Here is a 13,547-nt window from a genome sequence, read left to right on the forward strand (position 1 = left end):
GGAGCTCATCAGTGAGTGAACTAAGCAACGGGGAACAATTCCTTGTGAACGCCCTCGCTCATGAGATAGGGCGCCAGCGCATGATGTATTCCGGTAAGCCTGGCAACACGAAGCGCACCAAGTTATGGGACGAGTTTGGATATCCGGACAATCTGGAGTTCGATCGCTATTACCGGGCCTATGAGCGTAACGCTGTTGGCTATGCTGCCGTACACAAGCTACTCGACTCCTGCTGGGTGGACAATCCAACCATCATTGACGGCGGCGAGAATAAAGAATCGACCGAAACTACACAGTGGGAGAAAGATGTAACACGCCTGCTGAAAAAACACTGGCCGAAGATTAAGGATGCAGACCGACGCAACCTAATTGGCCGGTACTCGGCGATCCTGATTCAGTTCAGGGATGGCAGGGAGTGGAGTCAGCCAGTTGACCGGGCTGTTGTTGGGCGGCTTGCTGATAAGGCGATAGTGAAGCTTATCCCGGCATGGGAATCACAGGTTAAGCCCGGCAACTTCGATACAGACACGCTATCCGAAACCTACGGTCAGCCAGTGTCGTACAACTTCAATGAGCAACCAGTTGGCGATGACGGCACTTATGGCCCTGTGCGCGGCGTTACGGTGCATCCAGATCGGGTCATCATCCTCTGTGAAGGATCTGAAGATGAGAACATGCTTTCTGGTGTTCCTTATCTTCGAGCTGGCTATAACAAACTGCTCGACCTTGAAAAGGTGTCAGGCGGCAGCGCAGAGGGGTTCCTTAAGAATGCCAGCCGACAACTTGGCATCAGCTTCGACTCAAAAACGGACATGGCAACTATTGCAGCTATGGCAAAAGAGGCTGGGTATAGAGATCTCGGCGAAGCCATGAATGACAAAATGAATAAGCTCAATCAGGGCACGGATTCGGCGCTTGTCACTCAGTCAGGCACAACCGAAGTGCTCTCAGTCGCCGCGGCTGATCCTAAGCCAACATGGGAAGTAACAGCCAATGAGTTCGCGGCATCAATTCAGTGTCCGTTCACCATTCTGTTCGGTCAGCAAACCGGGCGCCTCGCATCAGATCAAGATAAAGCAGACTGGGCGAAGCGTTGCAATGGACGCCGATGGGGCTTTATGAGCTCGGTAGTTCAAACCCTTATTGAGCGGCTTTGGACGCTTGGCGCTATTGCCACTCCATCATCGGGAGAGGTCACGCTGGCGTGGTCTGACTTACTCGCCCCTAGCGAGAAAGACAAAATTGCCAATATGCAGGCGCTGGCTGATGTAGCTCAGAAAACACAGCAGGCATTTGGCGCATCCGCTATCGATGAAAATGAAGTAAGGGCAGTCGGCGAACTGGAGCCAAGAAAGTCCCCGACAATACCAGACCCTAACAAGAAGATTATCGATAAGGACCCGCTGACAGATGACAACCCAGCAGCTAATCCGGACGCCGGTAATACCGCGCAATAAAGCTGACCCAACACAATCAGCTCGTCAGATTGGCCGGATGTATCGCGACATCGAAGGTCGCTATTACCAAATCAAGTTAGCGCTCAGGCAGTTGTTTGATGAGCGTTTAACTGGCTCAGAACGGGCTGGCAATGCTTCGCATGCTGTCTATAGCGATGTCATCTACCAGGTGAATGCCGGAACCTACATCTACGACATGACGGCCGCGCAACTGGCCGACCTGCTGCAGCGAGTTCAGTTGATTCTCGATGATCACTTGCTCGACGGTGGCAGCCAGAATCTATGGGCGCTTGGCTACGTGGCCGTGGAGTATGAACGCGGCACCAGACAGGCTTTCAACAATCTCTCCGTGCAGTCTCCGATTTATGAGCAGCAGACCACGCTGGCGCAGTTGCTGAGTAGCCCGGCATATCAGAACCAGATTGCCGCAGCATACGTCTCCACCTACAGCGACTGGAAGGGCATCAGCGATGCCGCCCGTGCCGACCTGGCTAATGTCGTGTCCGACTCAATTGGGCGCGGCGTTAACCCGAGAGAAACTGCCGGTATTATCAGCAAGCGTCTGGATGTGTCGATGGCTCAGGCCAAGAACATCGCACAGACCGAGCAGGTTGGAGCGCTGCGCAAAGCACAGTGGCTTGAAACGGATTGGGCAAAGGAACGGTTAGGCCTGAATACTGCAATTCTCTGGCTGTCAGCGCTGAAGCCCACAACCCGATCATGGCATGCAGCGAGGCACGGAAGAACTTACACCACTGCTGAAGTCGAAGCGTTCTACGCAGTCAGTGGAAATCGATACCGCTGTTACTGCGGTAACGTGCCTGTGATTCTCAACAATGACGGCAAAATCGTTAATAGCGGCTTGGCTGAAAAGTTGGCTACAGAGCGCAAACAGTGGCAGCATTGACTCTCCTGACCAGTGCTATAGGTGTATTGATGAACTTACATAAAGAAGTTATTGAAGGGAAAACTTGGTATACCGCAACGGTTGGCCGCGAGTCATTCAGTACCCAACGGGATAATGAAGACGAGGCCAGAGAGAGGCTCACAGAAATCATTACCCGTGCTGGGCTTGACCCACAATCAGTATCGTAAACTAACCCGCCTGGTGCGGGTTTTTTATTGCCAAAAATCTAGCTATGAGGTCGAAGCATGAAGCGCAATCGCGTTAACGTGCTGACCGTCGTCAACTCCGCTTCAAACATCACCACTGAAACCATCGACGGCAAACCACACATCGTGGTTCGCGGCATCACGCCTGTTGTCGACGATATCGTGATGAACCGGAAGTTGTACCCGGCAGCAGAAATTGAAAAGGCGTTTAACACGCTTGAGCGAAATCCAATGCCGTTCGGTCACCCTAAAGTGGATGGCAAACACGTATCGGCTCGCGATGTCCGCGCGGTGAACAACTATCACGTCGGCGCATGGCTGCAGAACGTGACGCACGTTGACGGCAAGGTCGTAGGTGACATGTACGTTGACCGCCGCTATGCCGAAGCTAGCGACAACGGGAAGCGCCTGATTAACCGCCTGGATGAAATGGCTGCTAAAGCCAACGTTGAGCCGATCCACATCTCTACCGGTCTGCTTTATTCCGGCATCGCAGCCAACGGCGAGTCAAAGGGCAAGAAGTACAACGAAATCGCGACGAACATGATGTTTGACCATGTTGCCGTGCTACTTGATGAAGCTGGCGCCGGCACGCCGGAGGAGGGCGTAGGCATCTTCGTCAACTCCGATGGCTCCGAGCAGGAACTGGAAGTGGTGAATCTGGCTGAAGCCGAGACGCCAGATCCTGATTTACCGCAAGACCCCGCACTTAAAACACTTTTCAACCAGCTAAAGGCGTTTTTCAGCGCCAACAGCAATTCCGTCAAAGAGGAAGCAAACCCGATGAAAGAACTCATCACCAATGCGCTGAAAGCGAAAGGTATCGACGTTGAAGGTAAGTCCGATGCTGAGCTGATGGATGCTTACAACCAAATGGCCGCCGAAGATGCTACAGCGAAAACTGCAGCTGATGAAAGGGCCAAGAAAGAGAAAGAAGAGGCTGACAAAAAGGCCAAAGAAACAGCCACCAATAGCGATCAGGCTCCGGCATGGTTCAAGCCGTTTGCCGACAAACTGACCACCATTGAAAGCGGCCTGGCGGTTAACGCCGACAAAGAAAAGGGCGAAAAACGTAGCGCCGTGAAAGCGAAGTTTGGCCTCGACGATCTGGCTGTCAACGCCCTAGATGGTGCTGCGCTGGATGGCCTGTATGCACAGTGCCAGACCACCACCGGCCTCAACGGTTCTTTCCGTCAGGTCAACTCAGACAAAACCCTCAGCGAAATGCCGGAGTAAATGATGGCTAAAGATGGAAAGCATGTAATTCACGCGGGCGGCGTATTCCCTAATCCGCTCCTGAATCGTGAAGGTGCCGCGGCAGCAGCCACTAAGCCGGGCACTATCGGCTTCTTTGATACGGGTAAGTTCACCGCCTCTGTAGACGGCAATGAACAGGCAATTCTGTATGTCGCTAACTACGACTACCTGCGCTGCATGACCGTTGATGACAGCATTGCAGTCGGCGAGTTGGTTGTTGGCATTCAGCCAATGCAGGGCATGTTCCTGAATGTGCGCGCCGCGGCCGGTACCTACAAAAAAGGCCAGCCGCTTTCAATTGCAAATGGTCAGGTCAAGGCTCACGCCGGTGACGAGTCCATTCGCTGCTTTGTGGAAGAAGACAAAGCATTTACCGCTGCTGCAGGTGACCTGCTGCGCGTCGTGATCAAGTAAGGAGCACCTGAATGTTTGTATTTTCCCGTTCTTTGGGCGAGCGCACTGGAAACCTTGAGGTTAACCAGTCTCAGTTTGCCGAACTGCAAATGGCGCGTAATGCGGGTGCTCAGGCTGCAGCCGATTTCCTCGGCCGCGTGCGTGGCATTCGTGAAGATGCTGGCCGCCTAGATGCCGTCAATGCTGTTGACGATATCCGCCGTCTCTATCGCGCTTTCGATACCACCGTTCTGGCTCAGTTCGAGCCAACCACTCAGTTCACGCTGCTGAATGACCTGATGCCGCTATCTCGCTCAGTGCGCATTGAACAGTCACGCTACGATTACGCCCGTACCGGTGGCCGTGGCTGGGCGCACACATCCATGTCCGGCCAGATTGGCGCGGCTCTGGACGCGAAGAGCTACACCTTTGACGGCACCATGGTTCCGGTGCATGACTCAGGCTTCAAGTTCACCTGGCGTGACCCAATCTTCAACAGCCCGTCAGCGCTCCAGTCTCAGGCCGATGCGCAAAGCGGCTCTGTTGAAGATGTGCAGCGCCAGTACATTGACTACATGTTCAACGGCTTCCGCGACTCAGAAGGCAACTTCGTTAAGTTTGACGGCCTGACCTGGAAAGGTCTGAAGGCTGACGAGCGCGTTGCTCAGGTGACTCTGACCTTTAACTTTGCAACAAGCGCTGATCCGGTAGCGCTGCGCACCAATGCGATCGCCCTGCGTGATGTGGTTCGCGTAACCAATAGCCAGTATGCGCCGCAGACGTGGTACGTGTCGGCAGAGGTCATGTCGAACCTTGAGCGTTATTTCGACGTGAACGCAACCCGCACCGTTATGGAAGAGCTCCTGAAGCTGTCTGGCATCGCAGCAATTAAAGAAGATGCAGGCTTGTCAGGTAACGAAATCCTGATTGTGCCCCTGACCGCTGGCGTTATCGCACCTGTGGTAGGCCAGGCCATCGGCACTGTTGCCGACCCGCGCCCATTCTACAACAGCGATTACATCTGGCGCACTTGGGGTGCGATGGGCCTGATGGTCAAGCAGGACATCAACAACAAATATTCCGTTATCCACGCTTCAAGCTAAGGAAAAGAACATGGCACTCGTAAAGGTATTGGTATCCAACCTCTTTGCCGGTGCCGGCTTCCAGAAACTGGATGCCGGTCAGGTTTATGACGTAGAGGAGTCGGTCGCTGAAAAGTGGCTTGCTCAGGGTAAAGCCGAAAAGGCCACCGAGAAGAAAGGCGAGAAGCTGACCTTCGAGGTGGCAACTCCATCTGCTCCGGTATCTGCAGACAGCTCGGCTCTCCAGACGCGGCTCAACGATGCGCTGGAGCAGGTTAAGCAGCTTCAGGATGCCGCAGCAAATAAAGAAAAAGAGCATGCCGATGCGCTGGCGCTTGAAACCAAGCGCGCAGACGAAGCTGAAGCAGCGCTGGCTGCAGCAATCAAAAAGGATAAGTAACCATGGCAGCCCAAATCACGCTGGATGACGTAAAGCCGCTGATGGCTGAGCTGGGCTTCACGGTTCCTGATGCTGTACTTCAGCTGCTGATTGACCAAATTAATCCGGTTACTGCATGTATGGACGGGGCGGGCTACTCCGATAGCCTGCAGAAGCTGATGCTCATCTACGCAGCGGTGAGAATGGCCGCCCTGTCCGGAGCCCGGAAAATATCGTCACAATCGGCGCCGTCTGGCGCTTCACGATCTTTCACTTACGACAGTGCCGGCACTGATTATCTTTACCGTCAGTTGCAGGCATGGGACCCGAATGGCTGCCTGAGTGGATTGCCGCTCTCTGGCTTGTCGGTCGGATTCTTTGACGTGGTGGGAGGCTGCTGATGGTTTGGGTATCAACAGGCTGTCAGCTACCCAAACCATTCGAGCGGGTATGGATTAAAACATCTAATGGCCGTGAAACGACGGGGTATGTGAACAGCAGCGGCGAGTGGGTAATTAACTGCCCTCGGATTGCCGCGCAGAAGCCCACCGTGACGGGCTGGAGGAAATAGCATGTCATCACTGGCTAGCTGGTCATACACGGCAAAGGCGACGATCTGGAAGCGCTCTGGTGCAAGCAATGATTACGGCGATCCTGTGTTCGAAGCACCTTTGGTGATTGCCTGCGATTATCAGGGCGGCCTATCTAAACGCCTCGGTGACATTGGCGGCGAGAAGGTAGTCAAGAACACGGTGTGGACGGAGTATGCGCTGGCTGACACAGGCGATTATCTGCTCATCGGCGTATCAACCAATCCTGACCCAATCGCAGCCGGTGCTGACGAGGTAATGCAGGCCATTCGCTATGCAGACACCTTTGAGCGCCTGACTGACGATTACGCCATTCTTACCGGAGCCTGATTATGGGTGTGAAAGTGAAGGGCGTTAAACAGGTAGCCCGAAAGGTTAACCGGGCCATTGATAACATTCAGGATCGGAAGGTTGTCAGGGCATTAACCAGCGCCATGATTATCGGTGGGTCTCAGGCGGCCATATATACGCCAATTGATACTTCTTACCTGATAAACAGTCAGTTCCGCGAGATAGTGATTAACGGTACCAGAATAACCGGCAGAGTTGGCTACACGGCCAATTACGCAGCCTACGTGCATGACCCGTCTATTCCGCAGAACTTTCGGCGCCCGACCGCTCAGAAAGAGTTTCTCACCAAAGGCTTTGAAGATGAGCGAGAGCTTATCGACAGAACCATCGCAAGGGAGATGTCGCTTTGAATCCTCCAATGCATACGCGTGTGCGTGACTATTTTGTCAATGCCGGGCTTACCACTGGATTCACCACGCAGCTACTGATGTGGAATGACAGCGGCAACCTGTCCGATCGCTTCATGGTCTTTCGACCCAACGGTGGCTCCAGCATTCGCAATGAGCTCGGGGCCGAATACTACATGATGGTTGACGTTATCGGCGCAAAGGGTGGTAACGGTGCTGCGGATGCAGCGGTGCAAGCCATTATCCAGCGCGTACAGTCTGATCCGCTTCCTAATAACTGTATCGGCTATATCGAAAACCTTGGAGGCATTCCTGCCCCAGTCCTGACCGCTGAGGGCCGCCTGGTCTATCGGCTCCAGTTTGCAATCAAATACGGCGAATAGCCGAAAATTCAAAGAGGAATGAACTATGGCAATTTGCCAAACCGACAACTCTAAGCTGTTCGGTCGGGCCATTGTGCTCGAAGTAGCCGATGGCTGCCCTGACACCGTGCCGCAGGAGTCTGAATGGAAAGCTCTAGCCGCCGGCACGTCAAAGGGCTTCGACTTCTCGCCTAACAGCGTAACTTCAGATGCTGATGACACTAAAGGCTACGTTGAGAACATCGTCACCAACGCTGACTTTACCATCTCGTTTGAAGGTGAGGTACGCCGTAATGACAAACTGGATCAGTACGGTGTTGGCCGCCTGATTAAGTATTTCAACACCGAAATCCAGGCGACACGACAGCCTACTTTGTGGGTGCGCATGGAGTTTGGCCCGGTGACATTTATCGGCTACATGCTGATCAACGCCCTGAGCTCAGACGGTGGCACTAACGACATCATCACTTTTTCTACAGAGTTTAAGGTGGCGGCGGCTGACACTATTCAGGTTATTGATACGGATGATGCCGTTGCAGTAACTGGCGTAACCGTAACTCCAGCGACTACCTCTCTTGCTGTAGGCGCAACCCGTCAGTTGACCGGCGCTGTTCTTCCTGCTGATGCCACCAATAAAGGCGGCACATGGACTACCTCGGATGCGACCAAAGCAACGGTCAGTTCGAGTGGCCTGGTCACTGGTGTCGCTGCGGGTACTGCAACGATCACTTTCACCTCAAGTGATGGCGGCTTTACTGGCACTACCTCAGCAACCATCACCGCTTAATTGCCATTTCAGGGGCTTCCACCTGGTGGCCCCGAAAATGCCACTTACCGGATTATCCCATGACCCCACAAAAAGAGATTGGCGAGTGCCTTATATCAGTAGGTGATAATGATTATTTCTTCCGGCCCTCATTCGCAGCAATGTCACGCATTGGCGAGCCGCAGGAGATTGTTCAGGCGTTTTATGACCTGCACAACGATGAGGTAACGCCGCTTTTGCAGCGCGCAGTTGACGCATACGGTGCAATCCCAGCATGGCTAATTAAGCACGCAGGCAGAAAGCAGACCAACAAGGCAGCAATTATGGCCGCCATGACGGTGCTGTCAGCCTGTAGTGAAAGCGATGTTTCCAGACTAACCGGAGAAATTATTCCGGGGAAGTCCGGCCGCTGGACATTCGTCTATCGCAAGGGACTGATGGACGTTGCTGATATGGTGCTGATCGCCCAGTCACTCATCACCCATGGCATCATCGGAAAGGCAAAAGTGCGCCAACTTCAGCGCCACGAGTCAAGTCAGGCCACTACAGAGTTCCGGTCATTCGATTACATTAGCGCCGCCCGCAATCACTTCAGCATCAGCCGAACAGAGGCGGAGCAGCTCAGCATGACAGAGTTTCAGATCATGCTTAACGCGAAATATCCCGATCAAAAAGGCTTTACGCGTGACGAATATGACGCAGTCGCAGATGACTATATCGCGAAGAAGGCCAGAAAGCTGGCCAGAGCAAAACAATAACCTTCCGCTTCGGCGGTTTTTTTACGTCTGGAGAAATGAATGGCAGCTTCAACCAATGCAGGCAGCATCGTTTATGAAGTGGACATGGACACCTCGCGCTTGCTTGCTGCCAGACGTGAAGTAGATGCCGCGCTAAATGGCATGGGCGGCAGCATGGGCAGGCTGGAAGCCAGCGTCACCAGAACAGAGCGTTCTATTTCCTCTATGCAAGGCGCCATGTCCAGCCTTAGCGGTGTGGCGAAAGGGTTGGCGGCCGCGCTGTCTGTCCAGCAGGTGGCTCAGTATGGCAATGAGTGGGTAACGGTTAATAACAAGCTAGTAAACTCCGTAAGGGCCAATGAAGATCTTGCTCAGGTTACTCAGCGCGTTTTCGACATATCGCAGAATACAATGAGCAGCTTGCAGGCGACCGCCACGCTTTACGGGCGCCTTGAGCGCGCTACCCGCAGCGCAGGCACAAGCACCAAAGACCTAATCACGCTGACCTCGACTATCAACAAAGGATTGGCAGTATCAGGAGCCACTACCGAAGAAGCAAGTTCAACAATGACTCAGCTTTCTCAGGCGCTGGCATCTGGAGTGCTGCGCGGTGAGGAATTCAACTCCATTTCTGAGAATGGTAGTCGCCTGGCGGTCGCTCTTGCTGATTCATTGGGTGTCACCATTGGTCAGCTACGTAAAATGGCTGCAGAAGGAAAGCTGACTACAGAAGTCGTGGTAAATGGCCTCCTGCAACAAAGCGGTGCAATTGCAAAAGAGTTCGCTAATACCGTTACTACCATGGGGCAGGCGTTCACGATCGCCACAAACAACATCACCAAATTCGTCGGTGAAAGCTCCAGCGTATCCACATCAATTCGCGTTTTTAATGAGGGAGTGATTTCGCTCAGCCAGAATCTGGATATTGTGGCAAATGCGATAGCGGTGACTGCCGTTATCTTTGGTGGCAGGTTTGTTGGTGCGCTGGCTCTGGCAACCAAAGCACGCATTGATGATTCACTGGCGGCGAAGAATCAGACAGCAGCGATAGCTCAATCAGCAGCGGCTACAGCTAACGCCGCGCGCGTGACGGCGCTTAAGGCTGGTCTGGACAAGGAGCAGGCATTATCAAACCTTGCTCTGGCACAAACTGAATACAACGTTGCCAGAGGGTCGGCGGCGGAGGCATTCGCGCTTGAAAATTTAATCGCAGTTAAATCTGTAGCAATACAGCGTTCAGCAGCATATGCAGAAGCGCAGTTGGTGGAGGCGGCGGCAACCAGAGCATCGGCGGCGGCTTCCGCTGCTGCAACGACAACGATTGGCGGCCTGGCTAAAAACGCTCTGGCGTTGATTGGTGGCCCGGCAGGGCTAGCTGTGATTGCGGCTGCAGGCATCTTCTACTTCTATCAGAAGATGCAACAGGCACGTCAGGAAAGCATCGATTTCGCTGACAAGCTTGATAGCGTAATTGCCAAAATGAAAAGCATGAGTCAGGTTCAGCTTGCTGCTGAGATTGATAATGCCAGCAAGTCAATCAGCGCTCAGGCTGACGCTCTAAAAGATAATCAATCCACCATTGAAGCAAACGAACTTCAGCAGGCTCGCCTGCGCCGCACCCTTAGCTCGCTTCAGGAAGGGAGCCTGCTCTACAAGGTAACGCTTTCCCAGCTTACTGAAGCGCAGAGCGAACATACGCAATTGTTGGCGCAAAACGAGACAGCTCAAAATAAACTGAGCCAGACAGTCAGTAAGACCGGCATTCTGCGCGCGCAGATGAATGGTGCCTTTGTGCAGGGTATTGATCTGCTTAAACGTGATGGTGAGGCGGCTGGAGTTGCTTCAGCCTTGATGAATCAATTCGGTAGCGCCATAGACCTTGCTAGCAAAGCAAAGGAAAAATTTAACTCCACCAACTTGCAGTTGCCTCGCAGCGATCAGGCTGATGCCTATAACAAGGATCTGGAATCTGAAAACGCCTTACTTGCCATTACGGACAAGCGCCTTCGGGCCGTCACTAAGGCTCGCATGGAGGCAAACGCCAAAGGTGGCAACCAGAACCAGATAAATACGGCTGGCGAACTTGCTGGAGCACAATATGACCTTCAGCAGGCAGAGGCGAACCGCAACAAGGAAGCTCGCGCCGGAATAGCTGAAGGTAAGCGAGCAGAAAAGCAGGCTGAGTCTGTTGCACAGAAGCTGCAAAATCTAAAGCAGCAGTCAGAGTTGGCTGCCGAATCAACCAGAGAAATGAGCCGTGAGCAGGCCATGTTGACGGCTCAGCAATCACTCGGAAGCGCAGCCACCAAGGAAGACATTGCGTTAGCAGGAAAGTACGCTGCAGCTAAATGGGACACTGGAAATGCCATTAGGGCGCAGGCTGCAGCTGAGAAGTTACTGCCAGAAGCTAAAGAAAACGCGAGTTACAAGCAAGATGTTGACGACCTGAGCGCTGCAATATCTGCGAAGAAAATCAGCCAGGAGCAATACAACGCGACGTCTGAACAACTGGAGCAGCAGCATCAGACGAACCTTGCAAAAATCCGCGCCGAGCAGGCTGTCACCCCACAGCAGGCCGCAGTCGGCGCAGTTGATCCGGTTCAGCAACTGGCTAATGAGAATGCCCAAAAATTGGCGCTGATTCAGCAGTTCGAGAACCAAAAAGTTCTTACCGAGCAACAAAGTCTCGCCCTTCGAAATGCAGCCAATACGCAATATGAGCAGCAAAGAACTGCGGCCATGTGGACTTTGTTCAGTCAGCAAAATGCTGGAAATGCAGCATTGGCAGCTACTTTTGAATCATTGCAAGGTAACGCCTCAAATGCGCTGACAGGCATTGTCACAGGAAGCATGGATGCTGGCGAGGCCATTCATTCTCTGGCAAGCAATGCGCTAAACAGCCTAATTAACTCATTCGTGCAGATGGGCGCAGAGTGGGTTAAATCATCAGTAATGGGTGCCGCTGCCCAGCAGACGGCTATCGCAACGACCACAGCAGCGTCAGTCGCTGGCACTGCAACCACTACCGCAGCAAGCACCGCTGCAGCTGGCACCACAATGGCTGCCTGGTTGCCTGCTGCTCTGGTTGCCTCAATCGGTTCATTTGGTGCCGCAGCGGTGGTGGGCGGCGCTGCGCTTCTTGCATCGTTTGGGCTGGTCGCGGCGTTATCTGGTAAGCGCAAAAATGGTGGCCCGGTATCTGCGGGGGGTATGTATCAGGTAGGTGAGGGCGGTATGCCTGAAATCTATCAAGCTGGTAACGGCAGGCAGTACATGATCCCTGGCGATAACGGATCTGTCATCAGCAACAAAGACCTTAGTTCAGGCGGCGGCGCGGCGGCTGGCGGTGGTGTCGTTATCAACATTCAGAACTACACATCGGCGACTGTTGATGCTCAGGCAAACAATACCGGCGGCGGAATAACCGTTGACGTGATTGTTGCCGATCTGAATCAAGGTGGCCCGATTCGTCAGGCAATTACCCGCAACACAACTGCATCAGCGAGGGCTACAGAATAATGGCTATTGATTATCCTGACTGGCTCCCGCTGGCTCAGAAGTCTAATAAAAACGTCACCAGCGACACGGGTTTCCGCACCGACCAGCCACAGGTTGGTGCGCCAATCTTCCAGAAGCTTACTGACGACCTTAAATCCTCATTCAGCCTGACATGGATATTCACACGTGATCAGCACCGTGCCTTTTACCAGTGGTTGCGCAGCCCTAACTATCTGGATAACGGCAATCAGTGGTTCAGCATGAGGCTATCGACCGGGACTGGCGACTCAGGGCTGGAAGTTCAGGAGCTTCATTTCACCGCCTATCCAACATGGAACCAGAGCGGGCCTGTGTTCACTTGGACGGGCAGCGTAATAGCCAGAGAACTGAATAACTCAGATGACGAATTCGACGACATCCTGGTTGAGCTTCCGCCGCCATGGGGTAGCTGGCTGGACATTGTCGTCACTGGTTATCCCGACGGGCGGGATAAGGAATCATTACCAAGGGTGCCTTAATGCCGACTTTCAGAGAGTTCAAAAGCCAGCGGCCCAACCGGGTGCTGTTCGACACGCTTACGTTTTATAACCAGACATTCGGCTATATCCGGCTGGTAGACAAGCAGGTGTTCCCCAAAACGTTTGCCGGCCAAATCTACACACCATGTCGCATGGAAATCAATGAAAGCCAGCAGAGCAGCACGCCAGTTATTGATTGCAGCGTCAAATTCAGCCGTCTCGCACAGGACTTTAAGCAACAGCTAAAGCTCTGGCGAGGATATGCGCGCATCACTCCAATTTCGGCCACATATCAGCGTTTTGATTCGGCGGATATGAACACGCCACTCAAGCCGTGGACGCTCTACGTCAACGACGTCAGCATGGATCAGAACGATGTCACGGTTACTTTGACGCTTAAAAACCCTCTCAATAACAACGTTGGCCGGTTGTATACGCCAGAGGAATTTCCGGGGCTACAGAATGCTTAAAGCTGAGTTCATCGAGAGGGTGACAGGAGCCCCATGGCGTGACAGGTCATGTACCTTTGAGGCTATGGACTGTTGGGCGCTGGTAGTTCTCTACTACCGCCATGTGATGGGCGTAGAGATTCATCATCAGCCTGACTACGAATCTGGCGCCGACTTCCTGACGTGCTTTACAGGCGAAGTCGTGTACTGGCGGCAAACGGATATCTTCAGTGACAACGGAATTTTTA

The 13,547-nt window shown here is 53.3% G+C and carries 15 protein-coding genes; all 15 read left to right on the forward strand.

Annotated elements, in window-relative coordinates; all coding sequences use genetic code 11:
* Window positions 1-11 precede the first annotated feature (11 nt).
* On the forward strand, window positions 12-1,457 hold the full coding sequence (locus ACJY2L_RS08950; protein ID WP_439212501.1) for a DUF1073 domain-containing protein: 1,446 nt from the start codon (window positions 12-14) through the stop codon (window positions 1,455-1,457).
* Window positions 1,411-2,364, forward strand: coding sequence for a phage minor head protein (locus tag ACJY2L_RS08955; protein WP_439212500.1), 954 nt, complete (start codon window positions 1,411-1,413; stop codon window positions 2,362-2,364). Before ACJY2L_RS08950 ends, ACJY2L_RS08955 begins: the two co-directional genes overlap by 47 nt.
* 245 nt (window positions 2,365-2,609) lie before the next feature.
* Complete coding sequence (locus ACJY2L_RS08960; protein WP_439212499.1) at window positions 2,610-3,806, forward strand: DUF2213 domain-containing protein; 1,197 nt, start codon at window positions 2,610-2,612, stop codon at window positions 3,804-3,806.
* A 3-nt stretch (window positions 3,807-3,809) separates the two neighbouring features.
* Window positions 3,810-4,241 (forward strand): hypothetical protein, encoded by a 432-nt coding sequence (locus tag ACJY2L_RS08965; RefSeq protein ID WP_439212675.1) that lies wholly within the window; start codon window positions 3,810-3,812, stop codon window positions 4,239-4,241.
* 11 nt (window positions 4,242-4,252) lie between these two features.
* Window positions 4,253-5,323 (forward strand): major capsid protein, encoded by a 1,071-nt coding sequence (locus ACJY2L_RS08970; protein WP_439212498.1) that lies wholly within the window; start codon window positions 4,253-4,255, stop codon window positions 5,321-5,323.
* 10 nt (window positions 5,324-5,333) lie between these two features.
* A complete protein-coding gene (locus ACJY2L_RS08975) occupies window positions 5,334-5,702 on the forward strand; it encodes a hypothetical protein (RefSeq protein WP_439212497.1) in 369 nt (122 codons plus the stop codon).
* Between the two features lie 2 nt (window positions 5,703-5,704).
* Window positions 5,705-6,082 (forward strand): DUF7370 family protein, encoded by a 378-nt coding sequence (locus ACJY2L_RS08980; RefSeq protein ID WP_439212496.1) that lies wholly within the window; start codon window positions 5,705-5,707, stop codon window positions 6,080-6,082.
* A gap of 171 nt (window positions 6,083-6,253) precedes the next feature.
* Window positions 6,254-6,601 (forward strand): hypothetical protein, encoded by a 348-nt coding sequence (locus tag ACJY2L_RS08985; protein WP_439212495.1) that lies wholly within the window; start codon window positions 6,254-6,256, stop codon window positions 6,599-6,601.
* Window positions 6,602-6,603: 2 nt separating this feature from the next.
* Window positions 6,604-6,972, forward strand: a complete 369-nt coding sequence (locus ACJY2L_RS08990; RefSeq protein WP_439212494.1) for an HK97 gp10 family phage protein — start codon at window positions 6,604-6,606, stop codon at window positions 6,970-6,972.
* The gene (locus ACJY2L_RS08995; protein ID WP_439212493.1) at window positions 6,969-7,352 is read left to right on the forward strand and encodes a phage tail termination protein; all 384 of its coding nucleotides are present in this window, start codon (window positions 6,969-6,971) and stop codon (window positions 7,350-7,352) included. Before ACJY2L_RS08990 ends, ACJY2L_RS08995 begins: the two co-directional genes overlap by 4 nt.
* Window positions 7,353-7,377: 25 nt before the next feature.
* A complete protein-coding gene (locus ACJY2L_RS09000; protein ID WP_439212492.1) occupies window positions 7,378-8,118 on the forward strand; it encodes an Ig-like domain-containing protein in 741 nt (246 codons plus the stop codon).
* 59 nt (window positions 8,119-8,177) lie between these two features.
* Complete coding sequence (locus ACJY2L_RS09005) at window positions 8,178-8,855, forward strand: DUF6246 family protein (protein ID WP_439212491.1); 678 nt, start codon at window positions 8,178-8,180, stop codon at window positions 8,853-8,855.
* 39 nt (window positions 8,856-8,894) lie between these two features.
* The gene (locus ACJY2L_RS09010; RefSeq protein ID WP_439212490.1) at window positions 8,895-12,353 is read left to right on the forward strand and encodes a tape measure protein; all 3,459 of its coding nucleotides are present in this window, start codon (window positions 8,895-8,897) and stop codon (window positions 12,351-12,353) included.
* The gene (locus ACJY2L_RS09015; RefSeq protein WP_439212674.1) at window positions 12,350-12,850 is read left to right on the forward strand and encodes a hypothetical protein; all 501 of its coding nucleotides are present in this window, start codon (window positions 12,350-12,352) and stop codon (window positions 12,848-12,850) included. The genes ACJY2L_RS09010 and ACJY2L_RS09015 overlap by 4 nt, the downstream gene beginning before the upstream one ends.
* On the forward strand, window positions 12,850-13,320 hold the full coding sequence (locus ACJY2L_RS09020) for a DUF1833 family protein (RefSeq protein ID WP_187493357.1): 471 nt from the start codon (window positions 12,850-12,852) through the stop codon (window positions 13,318-13,320). Before ACJY2L_RS09015 ends, ACJY2L_RS09020 begins: the two co-directional genes overlap by 1 nt.
* The last annotated feature ends 227 nt before the right edge of the window (window positions 13,321-13,547 follow it).

The sequence above is a fragment of the Duffyella sp. Ts4 genome (assembly GCF_051851875.1).
Lineage (GTDB): Bacteria > Pseudomonadota > Gammaproteobacteria > Enterobacterales > Enterobacteriaceae > Duffyella > Duffyella gerundensis.